The organism is Flavobacterium sp. SLB02 (assembly GCF_009664855.1).
In the GTDB taxonomy this organism is placed as follows: domain Bacteria; phylum Bacteroidota; class Bacteroidia; order Flavobacteriales; family Flavobacteriaceae; genus Flavobacterium.
Genome location: NZ_CP045928.1, coordinates 4,959,818 through 4,978,949 on the forward strand (window position 1 = coordinate 4,959,818; position 19,132 = coordinate 4,978,949).

At 34.9% G+C, this 19,132-nt stretch carries 14 protein-coding genes and 1 tRNA gene; 6 read left to right on the top strand and 9 right to left on the bottom strand.

What is annotated here, in order from left to right:
• Nucleotides 1-33: 33 nt before the first annotated feature.
• Nucleotides 34-120: transfer RNA gene (locus GIY83_RS18560), tRNA-Ser, on the bottom strand.
• A gap of 197 nt (nt 121-317) precedes the next feature.
• Nucleotides 318-1,190 carry a LysR substrate-binding domain-containing protein gene (locus tag GIY83_RS18565; protein ID WP_194615214.1) on the bottom strand — a complete coding sequence of 291 codons (873 nt, stop codon included), beginning with the start codon at nt 1,188-1,190 and terminating at the stop codon, nt 318-320.
• A gap of 91 nt (nt 1,191-1,281) precedes the next feature.
• Here GIY83_RS18565 and GIY83_RS18570 point away from each other — a divergent pair, with 91 nt between their 5' ends.
• Nucleotides 1,282-2,517: an MFS transporter gene (locus GIY83_RS18570; protein ID WP_194615213.1), complete on the top strand. Its 1,236-nt coding sequence runs from the start codon at nt 1,282-1,284 to the stop codon at nt 2,515-2,517.
• Nucleotides 2,518-3,106: 589 nt separating this feature from the next.
• On the opposite strand, the gene GIY83_RS18575 is transcribed toward GIY83_RS18570, so the two are convergent.
• From GIY83_RS18575 to GIY83_RS18595, 5 genes are all read right to left on the bottom strand, one after another.
• Nucleotides 3,107-4,138: an asparaginase gene (locus GIY83_RS18575; protein ID WP_194615212.1), complete on the bottom strand. Its 1,032-nt coding sequence runs from the start codon at nt 4,136-4,138 to the stop codon at nt 3,107-3,109.
• Nucleotides 4,128-5,264, bottom strand: a complete 1,137-nt coding sequence (locus GIY83_RS18580) for a 1-acyl-sn-glycerol-3-phosphate acyltransferase (RefSeq protein ID WP_194615211.1) — start codon at nt 5,262-5,264, stop codon at nt 4,128-4,130. Before GIY83_RS18580 ends, GIY83_RS18575 begins: the two co-directional genes overlap by 11 nt.
• A gap of 64 nt (nt 5,265-5,328) precedes the next feature.
• A complete protein-coding gene (locus GIY83_RS18585; RefSeq protein WP_208682831.1) occupies nt 5,329-6,108 on the bottom strand; it encodes a TatD family hydrolase in 780 nt (259 codons plus the stop codon).
• A gap of 208 nt (nt 6,109-6,316) precedes the next feature.
• The gene (locus tag GIY83_RS18590) at nt 6,317-7,039 is read right to left on the bottom strand and encodes a CDC27 family protein (protein WP_194615209.1); all 723 of its coding nucleotides are present in this window, start codon (nt 7,037-7,039) and stop codon (nt 6,317-6,319) included.
• A gap of 2 nt (nt 7,040-7,041) precedes the next feature.
• On the bottom strand, nt 7,042-7,626 hold the full coding sequence (locus GIY83_RS18595; RefSeq protein WP_194615208.1) for an RNA polymerase sigma factor: 585 nt from the start codon (nt 7,624-7,626) through the stop codon (nt 7,042-7,044).
• Between the two features lie 170 nt (nt 7,627-7,796).
• Here GIY83_RS18595 and GIY83_RS18600 point away from each other — a divergent pair, with 170 nt between their 5' ends.
• The 5 genes from GIY83_RS18600 to GIY83_RS18620 all read left to right on the top strand — a co-directional run bounded on the left by GIY83_RS18600 (nt 7,797) and on the right by GIY83_RS18620 (nt 14,673).
• A complete protein-coding gene (locus GIY83_RS18600; RefSeq protein WP_194615207.1) occupies nt 7,797-8,102 on the top strand; it encodes a hypothetical protein in 306 nt (101 codons plus the stop codon).
• 186 nt (nt 8,103-8,288) lie between these two features.
• On the top strand, nt 8,289-9,278 hold the full coding sequence (locus tag GIY83_RS18605) for a hypothetical protein (RefSeq protein ID WP_208682833.1): 990 nt from the start codon (nt 8,289-8,291) through the stop codon (nt 9,276-9,278).
• A 186-nt stretch (nt 9,279-9,464) separates the two neighbouring features.
• Nucleotides 9,465-11,417: a PKD domain-containing protein gene (locus GIY83_RS18610; protein WP_208682836.1), complete on the top strand. Its 1,953-nt coding sequence runs from the start codon at nt 9,465-9,467 to the stop codon at nt 11,415-11,417.
• 215 nt (nt 11,418-11,632) lie between these two features.
• Nucleotides 11,633-14,284: a CHAT domain-containing protein gene (locus tag GIY83_RS18615; RefSeq protein ID WP_194615204.1), complete on the top strand. Its 2,652-nt coding sequence runs from the start codon at nt 11,633-11,635 to the stop codon at nt 14,282-14,284.
• Nucleotides 14,236-14,673: a retropepsin-like aspartic protease gene (locus GIY83_RS18620; RefSeq protein ID WP_194615203.1), complete on the top strand. Its 438-nt coding sequence runs from the start codon at nt 14,236-14,238 to the stop codon at nt 14,671-14,673. The genes GIY83_RS18615 and GIY83_RS18620 overlap by 49 nt, the downstream gene beginning before the upstream one ends.
• 119 nt (nt 14,674-14,792) lie before the next feature.
• Here the strand turns inward: GIY83_RS18620 and GIY83_RS18625 are convergent, their stop codons facing one another.
• Both GIY83_RS18625 and GIY83_RS18630 read right to left on the bottom strand, forming a co-directional pair.
• Nucleotides 14,793-17,969, bottom strand: coding sequence for an efflux RND transporter permease subunit (locus GIY83_RS18625; protein WP_194615202.1), 3,177 nt, complete (start codon nt 17,967-17,969; stop codon nt 14,793-14,795).
• Between the two features lie 91 nt (nt 17,970-18,060).
• Nucleotides 18,061-19,128 carry an efflux RND transporter periplasmic adaptor subunit gene (locus GIY83_RS18630; RefSeq protein ID WP_194615201.1) on the bottom strand — a complete coding sequence of 356 codons (1,068 nt, stop codon included), beginning with the start codon at nt 19,126-19,128 and terminating at the stop codon, nt 18,061-18,063.
• Nucleotides 19,129-19,132 lie beyond the last annotated feature (4 nt).

Below are 19,132 nucleotides of genomic sequence, written 5' to 3' on the forward strand. Positions count from 1 at the left end.
AAGCCTTTTGTGAGATTCACAAAAGGCTTTTTGCAGAGAGGAAGGGATTCGAACCCTCGATACAGTTACCCATATACTAGCTTTCCAGGCTAGCTCCTTCAACCACTCGGACACCTCTCTAAATTGGTCTGCAAAGAACACAAAAAAATCTGACTTAGAAAAACAAAATCAACATTAGTTTATAAGAACTATCAATTTTATTTTTCGCCACGAATTTCACGAATTAGCACTAATTTTTATGTTGTTTGACCTAAAGGACCGTTTAAAATTGGAATGAATTTATGGCAAACTTTTCTCTTATTGTAGATCTCATCCTTCTACATACTTTTTCTAAATTCTTCCATAAACAATTTTACAGCCTTTTTTTGGTATGCTCCTTCGATCGTTAACATAAACGATTCTCTTTGTGTGGGAACTCCTGTAATCGCTATTGCTTTTAGATTATCCCAGCCTTTTAGGGCTTTCTCAGTCACAATTGTAACCCAGTCGCTCTCTTCTACCAATTGCAAAAGGGCATGAACTGCATTTAATTCGATCGAAACTTTGGGTTTCATATTATTTTTAAAAAACAATTCATCGAGAAATTCTCTTGAACTAAATCCTCTTACGGGTAAAACAAGCGGATATTCCCCTATTTTTTTGAAGGAAATTTTATCTAAAGATGCTAAAGGATGTGTTTTTGCTACCGCCATTACCAGATTCGAAGTAAATAATGGGATTTTCTGAATGGTCTCTTTTATTTCTTTGGACGAAATGACCAAAACCAAATCTAACTCGTTATTTAGTAATTTAGTTTCTAAAGGTTCAGTTGAACCATATTCTACCACGATTTTTAAATTAGGATATGTTTTTGCAAATAAGTTAACGATTGGCAAAACCAAAAGTCCAAAGATATAGGTAACGCCAATTCGTAATTCTCCGCCAATCATTTGGTTCAAATCATCGATCGCCTGTTTGCCACTTTGTACATTTTCGATGACTTGCTTGGCATGAATCAGGAAAACAGAACCAGCCTCTGTAAGCTGTACTTTTTTTCCAATCCTTACAAATAAAGGCATCCCGAGTTCTTCTTCTAACTTTTTTATTTGTTGAGATAATCCTGATTGTGTCACAAAACACAACTCAGCCGCTTTTGTAAAATGCAATACTTCAGCAGTTTTAATAAAATATTCTAATTGATAAATTTCCATATCGATAAGTTTTAATACTCATTATCAGTAAAATTATTAATTTTTCTAATGAAATACTAATTCCGAACTTTGTAAAAAAATATCAGGCATCATGTTTAAAGCGTTAAAATCAAAAAACTTCAAGTTATTCTTTTATGGACAATCAGTTTCGGTAATTGGCACCTGGCTTCAAAAAACAGCCGTAAGTTGGATGGTTTACAGCGTTACAGGTTCTGTTTTCTTATTAGGATTAGCGACTTTTTTGAGCATGATTCCGTCTTTATTTCTGGCACCTTTGGCCGGAAGTATTATCGGGCGTTACGATAAACATCGTGCCATGATCTTATTACAATCTTTGGCAATGCTTCAGGCAGGAGTTTTGGCATTAATGATTTACTTAAAAATATACAACATCAACTTTATTCTGGCCCTAAGTCTAATTCAGGGAATCATCAATTCCTTCGACATGACTTGCAGACAAACCATGATGATTGATATTGTAGATAATAAAGAAGATTTGCCAAACGCCGTTGCCCTAAACTCTACATTAAATAATTTTGCCCGAATTGCCGGACCTGCATTAGCCGGAATTATTCTGCACAATTACGGAGAAGATATTTGTTTTATTGGAAACTTCCTGAGCTATATACCTGTTTTGATTTCGTTACTGATGATGAAAATCACACCGCATATTAAAGCAACCGATAAAATGAAAATGTATGACGATTTTATTGAAGGATTGGATTACGTTAGAAAAGAAACTGAAATGGCCAGAATGCTTTTGATGTTAATGTGCAGTAGTTTGTTTGTGATTTCTTTTAATACTTTAATGCCGGTTTTTGCCAAAGATATTTTTAGCGGAAATGCTCAAACCTTCAGTTGGTTCGAAAGTGCGGCCGGAATTGGATCTATTCTATCCGCCATTTATCTGGCCAATCTTAAAAAAGCAGATAATATGGGCAAAATAATGATCGCTGCGAGCTTGCTATTAGGCTTTAGCATCATTATACTTGCTTATTCGAATAGTTTAACTGTTGCACTTATTTGCATGGCACTGAGCGGTGTAGGCATGATGGCACAAACCTCATCTATAAACATTTACATTCAGACACAAAGCGCTGTAAACATGCGTTCCAGAAGTATTAGTTATTATTTGATGGCCTATCAGGGAATGATTCCTGTGGGAAGTTTGATTATTGGATACGTCTCACACATTATAGGAACCCGAAATACGGTTGCGATTCAGGGAATTATTTGTGTCCTTTCGGTAATTGTTTATGTGTATTATAAAAGACATACTTCTGATGAAGATGATTTAGAGACTTGTCAAGTTCCTTATAAAAATTAATAAATTCCAAATTTTTTAAATTCCAAATTCCAAGGGAAAGTATTGACTGAATCATCTAAGAAATTATAAGTCTGGGTTAAATTCCAATTGTATACAAACTTGGAAAGGGAAATTCTAGAGGAAAAAATTCCAAATTCCAATTCTTAGAAACTTTGACAAAGGTGGTTACGAATAGTAGACCCGGCAGGTTTTTTAAACCTGTCGGGTTTCGTTGTGTAAGCTTTGTCGAGTTTCTAGTGTGATTTCTCGTGCCTCGAAATGACAAAATTGACTAAAATATTGTTATAAAAACGATTGCCCTAGCCACGATAGAAGTGGAAATCCTTTTGTGTCCGCCGCGGTGGACACAAAAGATTGAAACGGATAGCGGGATTAGCTCCTGAAAAAAAGTTCGGTTTTATTCTGAAATTTGCAATGACAAACCTCATCAGTTTCAATTAATTTAAATAAACTTATATCACTTATATGGTGAAAATTTTATAACGAAAAAAGGAAACTCCAATTACTAAAAAAAAATCCAAATTCCAATCTTGAGATTTAATTCTCGCGTTTTGGAATTTGGAATTTTAAAATATTGGAATTTTTCTATTTATAACGAAATTTCCCCTCTCAAAGCTGTTTCGAAAATGGTTTTAAATTCAGCCTGAGGGATATTGTGACCTAACAAATACATTAGTTTTGTAATTGCGGCTTCTGTAGTAATGTCTTTTCCGGAGATAACGCCAAGAGATTTTAATGCTGTACTGGTTTCGTATTGTCCCATATTGACGCTTCCGCCGGAACATTGTGTTACGTTGACGATGTGCAAACCGGATTGAATGGCTTTCTGAATTAAATTTAAAAACCAATCTTCGGTTGGAGCATTTCCTGATCCGTAAGTTTCAAGAACGATTCCTTTTAAATCTTTAATGGCCAGAATCGAAGACAAAACGACTTCGCTCATTCCGGGAAACATTTTTATAATGGCAACATGATTGTCTAAATTCTTATGGACAATTAAATTTGCGTCTTCTTTTATAGGAAGAAATAAATGTCTGTTGAGTTTAAGATGTACGCCAGATTCTACCAATTCAGGATAATTTGGCGCTGTAAACGCTTTAAAATGTTCGGCATTTACTTTTGAAGTTCGGTTACCTCGGTACAATTTATATTCAAAATACAAACAAACTTCGGTGATTACCGGTTTTCCGTTTTCCTGTAACGAAGCAATCTGAATCGCTGTAATCAGGTTTTCTTTAGCATCGGTACGCAAATCTCCTATTGGCAATTGAGATCCTGTAAACACCACTGGTTTTGCTAAGTTTTCAAGCATAAAACTCAATGCTGAAGCCGAATATGACATTGTATCTGAACCATGAAGCACTACAAAACCATCATAAACAATGTAGTTTTCTTCTATAATTTCAGCAATTTTTGTCCATTCCCCCGGATTCATGTTCGATGAATCTATAGGATCTTCGAATGAAACGGTTTCAATCTCACAATCTAATTGTTTGATTTCAGGGATTTTTTGCAATAATTTTCCAAAATTGAACGCTTTGAGCGCGCCTGTCTCAAAATCTTTGCTCATACCGATCGTCCCACCGGTATAAATTAGCAATATTTTAGCTTTAAATGACATCCTGGTATTTTAATTTATTGACTACTGGATTGGCATACATAGATAAAAATCCTTGTCTTGTAACTGGATTATCGCTTCCGATACGCATTTCTAAACGACGCTCAAAAAGTGATTTTTCGCTGTCTTTGTATAAATGTGAGAATTTATTCGTTCCGTTTAAAATGTCGTAAGCAATAAAATTTGTTGGCCATAATTGGTAATTCTTTAAAACCGAATCATCAATAACTTGTGCCAAAGCCTGAATTTGTTTGTTAGCGTTGTCGTTTTCAGCCACAATTTGGTCAATTTCAGTATCAAGAACATCTCCAACAGAAATGTGTATTCTTTTTTTGGTTCCCATGATTCCACTTAAAATGGTCATGAAGTCCTCATTTTTTTCTTTAATATAAACTTCGTTGTTTGCTTCTGCCATTAATTGTGGCATTTTCAGAACATCTGTAGGATCGTATTCATATGAAATTGAAACCGGAACAATCTTTAATTTCTTAAAATAATCCATCAAATTGGCTTCATCAGAACCCATTCCGATCATTTTAAGAACTCCCGGATTGGTTTCGTCATTTCCGTCTTTCGTACGGCCTTCTCTTTGAGCAATCCATACTGAACGATTTTCGCGAAGCAATAACTGACCAATATATTCAGACAGCAATTTTGAGCTTTGTAGCATTTCTCTAGGCGTTAAACCTCTTAAAACCAGAAAGTTTCTGTTAAGTTTTGCCAAAGTGCTCAGGAATGCTTTTTTAACTAGATTATCTCCAATTGCCGATGCTGTCATGACCAAGCCATGTTCGAAAAGGCAAACGTTTAATAAAGTTGTATCTAAAAGAATGTCTCTATGATTAGAAACAAATAAATAAGAAGTATTTTTTTCCAGTTTCTCAAAACCTGAAGTTGTAAGTCCTTCAGAGCTTTTCTCCAGAACTTTTTGTACAGTATTATAAATAAAGTTGCATTGGAAATCACGTATCGAATGTGTTTTCTTCAATTGCTCTTTCCAAACCTGATCTTCTACTTCCGGAAAAGTAAAGTTCATCATGGCTTTCATCATCGGATGATTGGCAACACCATGAAGGGCTTCATTTATTTCAGAATCATAAAACGGTCGAATGGCATCAAATCTCTGCATTATTTATATTGGTTTTAAGTGGGCAAAAGAACAAAAAAAAAATTAAACTATTGTAAGGTATAAATTAAATCCCAAAAACGTTTACAGAATTTTGTGTTGTTCGTTGTGCAATTTCCTCTTCAGAAACATCATACAGATCTGCCAATTTAGAAATAACATTTACTAAATAACTGCTTTCATTGCGTTTTCCGCGATAGGGAATTGGTGCTAAATAAGGGGAATCTGTTTCTAAAACGATATGTTTCAAATCGATTTGGTTTAAAAACTGATCGATTTTTCCGTTTTTAAATGTCACTACTCCTCCAATTCCCAACTTCATATTGTAAGATATCGCCTGAAGTGCCTGTTCGTGTGTTCCTGAAAAACAATGAAAAATCCCAAATAAATCATCTGATTTCTCTTGTTCCAATACTTCAAAAATTTCATCAAAAGCTTCACGGCAATGAATTACTATCGGTAATTTATATTGTTTGGCTAACTGAATTTGTCTCTTAAAAGCAATTTGTTGTTCTTTCAAATGTGTTTTATCCCAATACAAATCGATTCCGATCTCTCCAACGGCATAAAATTTTCGTTTTGCCAGTTCGGTTTCTACGTGCTTTAACTCATCTTCGTAATTATCTTTCACGTAAGTGGGATGCAAACCCATCATCAGGAATACATGATCGGGATAATTTTGTTCCAGATCATACATAGATTGTGTTGCAGCGGCATCGATAGCAGGAATAAAAAAGCGTGTTACTCCGGCATTTATCGCTCTTTGCATCATTTCGTCGCGATCCTGATCAAATTCTTCAGAATATAAGTGGGTGTGCGTATCGGTAATTATGGGTATTGAATTCAAGTGTTTAGTTTTTAAAGGTTCAAAATTACGACAATATTAAAAACTTTCCCAATTGGAATGTGATGGCACACGGATGACACGGATTCACTTTGTGAAAGCGCGGATGGGTGCGGATTTTTTTCTTGTTGTGTCACAAAAAAATCCGCAAAGTATTTTATCTCTTTGCGAATATTCGTGTATTCTTTGTGTATTTTGTGAATTCCTTTTCCTAATTCAACTCGTCGAGAAGTTTCTCTACATCGTCATAATTTTCGTAATCCTGCGAAATGGTTTCAAGGATTTCTTTACACTCTGTATATTTTTTTTGTTTCAATTTAGACAAGGCAAAACTCCATGTTGCTTTATCTTTATAGGCAGATGTTCCTGATCTCAATTCATTAAAAACACTTTCGGCTTTTGGGTATTTACTTTCTTCCAGTAAAGCAACACCATAAAAATATTGAATTTCGGGTGTTTTATTTTCCTTTAAAATTTCTTCAAAAAGGGGAATTGCTGTTGCATATTTCCCATCGTTAAAAGCGGTTTGCGCTCCTATTAATGCTGCGTTTGTATCTCCTCTTTCTACAAACGAAGCCGTTTCGGGATTATCATAATCGGCAAAAGACGGATTGTTATAATCAAAAAAGAAGAGTCCGAACAAAATAATAACAGATGCCGCGGCGGCTAAATACCAAGGTCGCATTACCACCACTTTTGGTTTACTGGTATTAAAATGTTTATCCGAAATTGTGGTCAGATTTGCTTTAAACGCTTCTCTTTCTTCTTCAAACTCAAATTTGTTTTTAAGGCGTAATTGTACTTCCTTGAATGTTTCAAATTCCGAAGACAATTCATGATCCTCAGATAATTGTTTTTCAAAATTATCTTTTTCCTCAACCGTCATTTCTCCCTGAAGATATTGATCAAATAATATATAGCGTTCTTCGTTCATGACTAATTATTTTTTAACGATTTAAAATTTTTGGCTTCCTGAATCCACTGCGTTAACAGGCCCACACATAACGATTTCTTTTTACGAACGTAACCGTAAGTAACGTTAAGCTTCTCGGCAACTTCTTCCATTGTTTTAGTGGTAAAGCTCAGTTTTAATAACTCCTGGCATTTATCTCCCAGTTTTAGAAACATGGCATCAAAAAGCTGCTGTTTTTCATCAAATTCTTCTGTGTGAGTAATTAATTCTATTGCAGATTCATTCATAGATACCGCATCTTCATTAATTGTTACCCCTTTGTTCGATGTTTTTTTGAGTTCGTTAAGCCATTTTCTTTTACACAGTAAGAAAAAGTAAGCATCAAACGGGCAAGTGAGCTGTAGTGTATTGGCTTTGGCCTGATTAAAAAGCAAAATCATAATTTCCTGAACTACATCCTGAGCATGTTCCTTATCTCCGGAATTGTTCATAATGAACATCACCACTTTTGGAACAAACTTTTTGTAAATCGTCTGAATGATTGCCGAGTCATTTGCGGCAAGTCCCTCAATATACATTTGATCAGGATGAATTTTACTTTTTCCCATAAAAAAAACTTTTTGTAGCTAATTTAAAAAACAATTGTAAATAAATTTCACAATATAGGGTAACAATTAACATATCTAACTGATATATCGTAGCAAAAGAGTCTAGCACTTACTCATTTGCGCAATTAGTAGCCAAAATCTTTTCTAAAATCAATTTAAAACTAAGAGAAATGGAAACCTATCAATTTGTAACCGAAAAAAACATAGACCAGTTTAACCAAATGATTTCGGCCAAAACCCGAAATGGTTTTGTAATCACAGAACATAACGAGAAACTGCCTTACGTGGTTTTATCCAAAGAAAAAAAAGCAGTCAGACATTCTCTTCATTTGTTTCTTACCTGTATCACCTTTGGGCTTTGGTCAATTGTCTGGATTTATTTAAGTATTACGCTTTCGCGGAAAAAAAACATACTGGTTGCCGTAGATGAAGACGGAAATTTATTTGAAGATAAATGCCTTTCAAAAGAAAATTAAAACAAAATAAAAACAGGGGTAACAATTTTATTAGCCAGTTGATATAATATCAGAATATAAATTGAAGATATTTTTTAAAACCAAGGGTAATAATATCAAACCCAAATTGATATAAGAATATAATTAACAACCAAAATCTGGGAACCACCTGAAACAATCAGGACAGATTTATAAAAACTAGAAATCATGAACACAAACTTTAAAAAATTAGGAGTTTTATTTTTATTGTTAATCACTTTCGTGAGTTGCGACAATGGCGATGACAATAACACAGACTTTCTTATTTTGCCTCCAACAGCAGCAGCTTTTAAAAGCATTAGCGAAAAAGGAGTTTCAGCAAATAAACAAAAATTTACCATTACAGCAGGAACTGGTGTAGTAACCATAACATCTGCAAAAGGGGTAAAATTAAACATCAACGGAGATTGCCTCACTAAAAACGGAGTTGCCGTAACCGGAGCTGTAGACATCGAATACATCGAACTTTTTGACAAAGGAACTATGCTCGTGACCAATAAACCTACAATGGGAGTTATGCCTGACGGAAAGAAAAACTTACTGATTTCAGGCGGAGAATTCTTTATCAAAGCTACTCAGGGCGGAGTTGAGCTTAAAACTTCCTGCTACATGAATTTAATCGTACCAGCAGCTTTAACAGATGGAATTGACAATGCAATGACATTATGGGCCGGTAAAATCGATGAAAAAGGAGAATTAGCCTGGGAACAACCAAAACCAAATGCTGACGGAACTGGAGGAAAAGGCGGTGTACAAGGCGAAGGAGCTAATTATTATGTAACTTTTGGCAACTTTGGATGGACAAACGTTGACCGTTTTTACAGCGACCCAAGACCTAAAACTACCCTTCTTGTGGCTGCTCCTACTGGTTATGACAACAACAATAGCGCCGTTTACCTGTCATACGATGGCGAAGGAAACAATGCATTGGCCAAATTGGATACTTACACCACCGCAGGATTGTTTAGCGAACATTACGGACAAATTCCGATTGGTTTAAAATGTCATGTGATTTTTGTAACCGAAGATAATGGCCAATGGCGTTATGCGATCAAAGCGGTAACCGTTGCTGCAAACGATGTTTACACCTTTACTTTGGCCGAAACAAATGTTGGTACCGAAGCGCAACTTGTAGCTGCAATCAATGCTATTCAGTAACTTACAAAATACTTTTAAGAAAAAGTGGTGATTTGCTCATCACTTTTTTTTACATTTAATCCAGTTTTCAAATTCAATTCTGATCATTTTTAGAAGCTAATCCTGCTATCCGTTGCAATCTTTTGTTTTTCTAAAGAAAAAAACAAAAGGATTTCCACTCCTATCAGGGCTAAAAAACCTCAAGTTATGAAACCACTATCGTCTATTTTCTTTATTCTATTTTCTATTCTCTCAATAGGACAAACCAAAGTAAAAGACACCATAACCCGTAGAGCGAATATTGTTTTTATCCAAAATGGAAATGCCGTTACCTACAAACCCGAAACGCCGCCACTAATACCTATTGCCGGCGCACCAAAACCAAGTTACTCCTATTTATGGGAATTGGGCGACGGACACTACAGCAAAGAAGCCGAACCCAAACATGTCTATAAAAACAAAGGAACCTATACTACAAGGCTTGCCGTAACCAACAATTACGACAACGGAAAACCTCCGGCAACACGACCTAAAAAAGTCGCCATAAACGATATTACCGACACTAATTATAAAGACATTGTTTCAATCGCAGACCAAAACGGATTTACAATCTTAAAAAATTGCGACCCCATTCCGAAGCAGGAAATGGTAGTCGTAGTAGGTTATCAAAATCTGGAGAATTATGTATCGAGCGGAAAGCTTTATTTGTTCTATAACGAGAAACAATTTAAAAGCAATAATTTCGAATTAACAGACTTTCGAACCTATGCCAACGAGCGTGAAATAAAAGAAAAAACGATTGCTGCTGTCAATGATCTTGATGATTCTAATAATTATCTGGCTTCCGCCGAAAATAGTTTCAAAACCAAAAAATATAGAAACACCACTACCGAAGAAGATCTTGACGCATCGTTATTAGACGCCAATAAAACCTATCATAACGTTTCGGTTTTAGAATTTGATGATGCCAATCCGGGAGAAACCCGAAATGTGTTTTATACGTTTAAAACCACTCCCGAAATGATCAAAGACACCAGCGCAACGGTTACTATGCGTGGTATTTTTGTACCCAACAGAAGTTATAAAAACCACAAGATAAAAAACCTAGAAATGGAAATTGTAACTTCTCACGATCCTAACAAAATGGGATCTAACGGAAGTTTTATGAATTACAGGCTGGTGCGTTTTAAACGAGTAAATTTTAAAACCCGTTTCCAGAATAATGGCGAAGGTCCCGCAAGAATGATCCGTCTTGAAACCGATGTTCCGGATATGTTCGACAAGAAAACATTTAAGGTCGAAGATATGTATCCTAAATGCCCGATTTGCCCAAAAGATGAAGTTCCTACCGTAAGTTGTCTGGATACTATTATCAAGAAAAATCAAATCTTTTTTACTTTCAAAAACATTTATTTACCCGGCAGCGAACAAAAAAATGTACACGAAAAAGACAGTACAAAAGGTTTTGTAAAATACTCGATGAAATTTGCCGAGGATTTTCATAAAGTAAAAACCCGAAGCCGTACCGCAATTATCTTCGATAAAAATGAGCCTATAATTACCAATTATGCCACTACCCGATTCCTACCCGGAATTTCGATTGGTGCAAAAGCGGGTTATAATGTATATCCTGATCTCGAAAAATCGACCAGTTATTTTGTGGGTGCCACCATTTCGCCTTTTAAATCGTATCGCTTTTACTGGCAGGCCGAATGGCTCAATGCCATCAATAAATACGAAAGTGGTGCAACAGTTGTCGATCAAAATGTGGTAAACCCAAATGGCGTAAAGCAATTTCAACGCACCACCACAACTACAGAAAATAAAAGTGTAAACTGGGAAATACCGGTTTTGATCAGATATAATATTAATAATTATATTGGCGTTGGCGCCGGAGTTCAGGCTAATTTTGATGTTTCGTCTGAACAAACTATAAACAAAAAAATTGAAAGTTTTGAAGGTGGAACCGATCAGTTTTTAATGGACACAAGAACCGAATCAAGTTCGGTCAAAAACTCCTTTGTCAATTTAAAAACCGGGCTTTTATTTGATTTAACATTAGGTTTCGCGAGAATCGGACCGAGTTTAGGCGCGCGATACGTGATGAATTTTGAACAGAATTTCAACTACTTTCAATTTTACGGAATCTGGAAGTTTTAGAGTCATTACGCAGAGATGCACAGAGATTTTGCGCAGAGGTACGCGAAGTTATTAAAAAAAGTTCACCACAAATTCCGCAAATTAGGATTGTGTTTACTTGATGCTTTTAATTTCTAATCTTTATAATTTGTGAAAATTTGCGGAATTTGTGGTAAAAAAATCTTAGTGAATCTCTGCACAAAATCTTTGCGAGTCTTTGCGAAATAAAAACATCTATGAAAAAACTATATTGCTATATCTTATTTTTTGCAACGCTGATTCTATTTGGACAGAATCAGGAAGATAAAATATACAATGCAATTGATGTTTTTGTGGCGAATCCTTCCGCGAAAGCGTTACAAAATTTATCTACTCTTGAAACTAATTTTTGGAAAAACACTAAACCAAAAACCAAAGATGAACTTCTTGCCATTGTAGTTTTAAATTGCAATAAAGCCTACTATGAAAACCAATTCGGGGAAACCGAAAAAGCGATTGCGAGTTATGAGAAAGCGTGGCAGATTTATCAAAAAAACAAACTTACCGATTACGACATCATCGAATTTTGTCTGAAACCTCTGGGCAATTTATATACTGTTTTGGGCGATTACGATAGCGCCGAAAATATAATCAAACAATACTTTTTTATTGTAAATACTTCTAAAAACTATCCTGACGCTCAAAAGCAAAAGTTTGCAGCAATTCTGAATTTATCGAATGTGTATCAGAGTTCCGGTAAAATTTCTTTGGCAATCGAATTATTAGAAAATATTTTAAAAACAGAAAAATTATCGAATTCTCAGAAAGGGATTTTATTGAATAATTTAGGGAATAGTTATTGGCTAGGTTCAAAGCAAATCATATGGATTAAAAACGCACCTCACAATGCCGAAAAAGCATTTGAATCTTCCATACAATGTCTCAAAAACGAAAAAGATCAATTGGAAACTTTATCCAATTCTTATCGAAATTTAGCTTCAATGAATCGCCAATGGCAACGATTTGAAATTGCTAATTCTTACATCGAAAAGGCTGAGAAACTATTTTTACAAACTACAAATCCACAACCCAGAAAATTGGCAAAATTGTATTATGAAAAAGCCTTACTGCTTTTTGATGAACAAAAATATACTGAAAGCACAAAGGAAATTACGACCGTTTTTAAAGTTTTAATTCCTAGTTATAATTCAAAGAATACTCTCCCAAATCAAGATCAATTGTATTCGGAAACGGTTTTAGTTGATGCACTCGATTTGCAGGCAGAAATTTTAAAAATAAATGAGCCTAAAAAAGCATTAAGAGCTTTTGAACTTTCTTTTTATATCGAAGATTTATTAATGAATAGTTTGGTTTACGAAAACTCAAAGATTCTGATGCAATTACGATCCCGAAATCGCGCTGAAAAATGTATTTCGATTTATGATCAATTATTTAAAAAAGAAAATAAAATTCAATATCTGGAAGAAGCTTTTCAATTGGCCGAAAAAACGAAATCTGGAATATTAAAAAGCTACAGATCGAATATTAAAAATGCTTCGACAGAAGAAAAACAGCTTTTACAAGAATTCCAAAATCTTAATAATGCCATTTTAAAAGAACAACAAAAAGGAAATTCAGCAAATATTTCGAAGATCAATCAATTCATTAAAAAGCAAAGCGAATTGATGATCTGGCTGAAAAAATTACAATCTCAAAATCCTGAATATCTTGCCAAAAAATCCGATTTAAAAACATTGTTTTCAAAATTAGAAAATGACAAAGCCATAATGGTTTATTACTTAATGGGATATGACAGATTGTATTTTTTTATTTTACAAAACAACCGAATTAATCTCAATCATATTAATATTACCGATACTGCAATTCCGAAAATTGTACAATTTATCGATTATTTTAGCAATGCAAGTGCTATCACAAATGATATTTCCGGATATAATCATTACGGAAAAATAGCTTATGATATGTTGAAAATACCTCAGAATACAATCTATAAAAACCTAATTATTGTTCCTGACGGAGTTTTAAATTTCCTTCCTTTCGAAGCTTTAATTACGCAAGAATCATCAACAACGAATTTTGCTAAAATGCATTATTTACTGAATGATTTTAGGATTGCTTATAATAATTCGGCTAGTAATTATCTGAATTCAAAACCGGTTTCAAAATCTAAAACAGTTTTAGGAATCTTTCCCATTTTCGAAAAAACGGCTTTTGAATTGAGCTATTCGAAAAAAGAACTGGAATCTATACAAAGTAATTTTAAAGGAAAATATCTGGAAAATACAGAAGCGAGTTTTTCTAATTTTAAAAATAATGCCAATCAATATTCGATTTTGCATTTAAGCACACATGCTTCTTCGGGCGATGTTGAAACTCCGGCAAGCATCAAATTCTATGATCAGGAAATCTTATATTCTGAATTGTATAGCCTCAACATCGATCCGGATCTGGTTGTTTTAAGTGCCTGCGAAACCGGAATTGGTAAACTCTACAAAGCCGAAGGCGCAATGAGCGTGGCAAGAGGTTTTCAGTTTGCAGGGGCAAAAAATCTACTGTTCTCTTTATGGAAGGTGAACGATTATACCACATCGGTTTTTATGGCTGATTTTTATAAAAACATTAAAAAAGATGTTCTGTATTTTGAGGCCAATACGAATGCAAAACTTGCTTTTTTACAGGATAAGTCAATGCCAAATGCAAAGAAATCGCCTTATTACTGGAGTTCTTTTGTGTATTATGGTTCTATTTCAGAAGAAGAAAAATCGACAAATTATATCTTTTACATCATTAGTTTATTGACAGTAATTGGTTTATTTTTGGTTTTCAATCATTATCGAAAATGGAAAATCTTCACGAGGTTCTCAAAAAAGAGAAATACAAAAAAATAAAATTCAAAGTTACCAAAACGCAACATCTTTTAATAAAAGCCAAAATCAATGGGGTTTCAGGAAATTTCATTTTAGATACCGGAGCTTCGAATTCCTGCGTAGGATTTGAAAGTATCGAACGTTTTGAACTGAATGCAAAAAAATCGAAAACCAAAGCTTCAGGAGCTGGAGGAACTGGTATGAAAACACAGATTTCATCAAACAATAATTTACAATTGGGAAGCTGGAAAAATCAGGATTTCAACCTTGTCATTTTTGACCTATCGCATGTAAACGAAGCTTTAGAAGCCTACAAAGCAAAACCGGTTCACGGCATTATTGGCGCTGATGTCTTATTGGAAGGAAAGGCAATTATAGATTATTATAATCATTATTTGTATTTGAAATAAGAAATTCCAATAGAGAAAATCCAAATTCCCAATTTCAATCTGACGTTATAATATAATCCATAAAAAAAATCCCAAACTCCTTTCGGAATTTGGGATTTTTCAGTCTAAAATTAAATCAATTAATGGGTATGTTTAGGATTAAAACCGTCTTCACTTAATTCTGTGTGCTCATAATCAGCAACCATTTCAGCTTCATAATCGATTTTTTCTCCTTTAGAGAATTTATGAATAATTTTCTCCATGATGTTATAAATAACAGGAACTACAATCAGGGTTAAGAATAAAGAAGAAATTAATCCTCCGATAATTACCCAGGCCAATCCGTTTTTCCATTCAGCTCCTGCTCCAGATGCTAATGCAATTGGGAACATACCAAATACCATCGCAATTGTTGTCATCAGGATCGGACGTAAACGAGCGTGATTCGCCTGAATTAATGCCGTTCTGATTGATTCTCCTGCTGCTCTTCTTTGGTTGGTGTAATCGACAAGCATGATCGCATTCTTACACACCAGACCAATCAACATGATGATACCTAAAATCGTAAAGATATTTAATGAGTTGTTTGTTAATGCCAGGGCTAACATCGCTCCGATAAAGGAAAGCGGGATAGCAAACAATACCACAAACGGGTGAACGAAACTGTCGTACAAACTCACCATTACTAAGTAAACCAAAATAATTGCGGCTAATAAAGCGATTCCTAAAGTACCAAATCCTTCAGATTGGTTCTCCTGGTCACCTCCCCAGATATAGTTTACTCCGGCTGGTTTTTTAAGCTTATCTAATTTTGCCTGCCATTGTGTAACAATTGTTCCCGATGGTACCCCAACGTTTTGTCCTTTTACGGTTACAGAAGCTGATTTATCTCTACGCTCTAACTGGCTAGGTCCTGAACCTTCTGTAATATCTGCAAATTGAGACAATTTAATTTGTTGTCCTGCTGCATTAATAAATATCAAATTACTTACATCAGTAATACTTTTTCTGTCGAATGCATTGTATCGAATGTTGATATCGTATTCGTATTCTCCAGCTCTGTATTTACCATCTGTATTACCGCTAAATGCAGTTTGCATGGTTAAACCAACTGTTTGAAGTGTTAATCCTAAAGCAGCCATTTTATCACGGTCTACTTTTACGTTGATCTCAGGGTTTCCGTCCTCAACAGTTAATTTAATCTCTGTTGTTCCAGGAATAGTACGTAATTCAGCTTCGGCTAATTTTGCAAATGCCATAGCACTTTCTGTAGACGGACCTGTTACAATTAATCCTAATGTTGCATCTTCGGCAGTACCTAAGATACCTACAGGAACTGTTTTTACTTTTGCTCCAACCAATACTTTTTCAAGCTTACGTTTGATTTTTGCAGCGTAAACATTCGCATCATCCGTACGATCTTTTTGTTCGATCATTTTTACGTCGATCTCTGCTTTGTATGCCGTAGCTTGCGATGCTCCAAAACCTTCTGAAGTTTGTCCTACAGTTGTAATTTGGCTATGAACGTATTCTTGTGCTTTTAAGTAAGCCTCAGCTTTTTGAGTCATGAAGTTCGTTTGTTCTAACGAAGCATCTTTTGGCATTTCGATCTGAACTAAGAACTCCCCACTATCAGATGATGCGAAAAACTCTCCTCCAATGAATCCACCTCCCATTAATCCTATTGTAGATCCAAAGAACAAGATCAATACAACAGCAAGAGTTTTATAATAATGATCTAAACACCAGGTCAATAATTCAGAAACCCAGTTAGTGAAACGTGTTAAATAACTTTCGAAACCAAGAATAATTCTTCCAAATAAATTCTTTCCTTCAATATGCTCTAATTTACCATAACGAGATGATAACCAAGGGATAATTGTAAACGAAGCTAAAAGTGATAGTAAAGTTGATATAATTACGGTAACACAAAATTGTGTAATGATATTAGATACCAATCCTGAACTCATCGCGATTGGTAAAAATACTACCACAATTACTAATGTAATTGAAGTTACAGTTCCACCAATTTCGGCAGTACCATCGTACGAAGCACGAATTCGGCTTTTACCCATTTCCATGTGCCTGTAGATATTTTCTAATACCACAATCGCATCATCGACCAGAATACCAACCACAAGAGATAATCCTAATAAACTCATTAAGTTTAGGGTGTATCCCATTAAATAAATACCAATAAAGGTTGCAATCAACGATGCCGGAATAGAAACCATTACGATCAGCGAGTTTCTAATACTGTGCAGGAAGAACAACATTACGAAAGCTACCAGAACTACCGCAATTAATAAATCGTGTACTACAGAGTCTGCAGCTTCTAGAGTAAAAACAGTACTGTCTTTTGCAACTTCTAATTTTAGCTGGTTTACTTTATAATCTTTTTCAAGAATGGCAATCGTTTTTAATAATTGCTCACTTACCGCCACCGCATTCGCATCAGATTGTTTTACGATTTGTAAAACGATCGCACTTTTTTGATCTACACGTGATATTTTTTCAGCAATTTTTTGAGTATCCTGAACATCGGCAATATCACTTAAACGAACCTGAATTCCGTTTTGAGAAGAAACCACTAAGTTTCTTAATTCTCCAACACTTTTATATTTACCCGCTAAACGAATTAATATTTTTTGATCACGAGTCTGGATGTTTCCTGTTGGGAAATCTAAGTTCGAAGTCAAAATAGTTTGTTGTACCTGCGGAACAGACAATCCGTAACCCTGCATTTTTACAGCATCAAGATTTACCTGAATTTCACGCTCTGAACCACCAATGATATTTACCTGGGCAACACCTTGTACACGAGATAAAATAGGAGCAATTTTTTTGTCAATTAAGTCATAAAATGCTGCTTCATCCATTTTTCCGTTGGCACCCAATGTCATAATTGGTAAATCACTCAGCGAGAACTTGGTTAGTGCCGGCGTTTTTACATCATCCGGTAAATCACTAATAATGGCGTTAATTTTACGCTGCGCATCATTCAAAGAAAAATCGACTTTTGCGTTTGATGTCAGTGTAATCGAAACAATAGACAAACTCTCGTATGACTTTGAGTCAATTTTCTTAACATTCTCTAAGGAGGCAATCGCATCCTCAATTTTCTTGGTCACGGTATTTTCTACCTCACTTGGAGAAGCTCCAGGATAAATAGTAGAAATTGTAATAACGTTTTGTTCAAATTTCGGGATCAGCTCGTAGCCTAATTGGCTGTAGCTGAACAATCCACCAAGAGTCAGAATTGTAAACAGTACAATTACCAACGACGGACGTTTTATGGATATTTCGGCTAATTTCATATATTTTTTCTTTACGCTTTAGGCTGTAGGCCGTAGGCTTTAAGCTTTGAAACAGCTTATAGCCTATAGCTTAAGGCTTATAGCCAAATAATTATTTAATAATTTCTACAGTATTACCGTCTTGTAAGTTAATTTGACCTGTAACAATTACAGTTTCTCCGTCAGATAATCCTTTGATAATTTCCACCTGATCTCCTAAAATTCTTCCTGCAGTTACTTTTCTTAATCTTGCAATACCTTTTTCAACTACAAAAATCTCGTTGCTGCTCACACTTCCTACGAAAGCATTTCTTGGTACAACCATAAGGTGTTGTTTTTGCTGGTTTGATGCAAAGTTTGCAGTTCCGTACATACCTGCTTTAAGGTCGTTGTTTATGTTATTTGTAATTTCGATTTCAACCGGAAAATTTAAAGACTCATCTGCTTTTGCAGCAATAAAAGTGATTTTTCCAGAGAAAGTTTTGTCAGGATAAACACTTGCTGTTACATTAATTTGGTTTCCAACTTTTAAGCTTGCAACCTGATTTTCGTTTACTGTAACTACTAATTTTAATTTAGAAACATTTACAATATCAAACAAAGCAGTTGCAGGCATTCCTGTTAAGATAGATCCCGGCTCAATGTATTTTTTGTTGATGAATCCGTTTATTGGAGCTTTTACTTTAGTATCTCCAACATTAATGTTAGCTTGTTTTAAGTTAGACTCAGCATTTGTTAAAGCTAATTTTGCCTGATCTAATTGTTGTTTTGTAACACCACCTGTTTTAAAAGCATTTTCGTAACGGCTGTAATCGGATTTTGCATTTTGGTAAACAGCCTGAGCTTGTTGCGCACTTACATTAATTACATCACCTCTCATTGTCAATAAAGTTTGACCTACTCTTACATAATCTCCTTCTTTAGCCAAAACGCTAATTACTTTTCCTGATTTTTCCGCAGAGAAAGTCAATTGCTGAATGGGTTGAAAATTTCCGTTAGCCACAAAGTCTAATGAAACTTCTTCTGTTTTTACAGGAGCTACTTTTACTGAAACTGCAGCATTTTTTTCTGCTACGATATCTGTTTTTTCTTTATTCTCTTTCTTATTATTATTTAAGACATATCCAATCACACCCAGCGCTGCGATTATGATTACGATTGTTAAAATAGTTTTCTTCATTTTG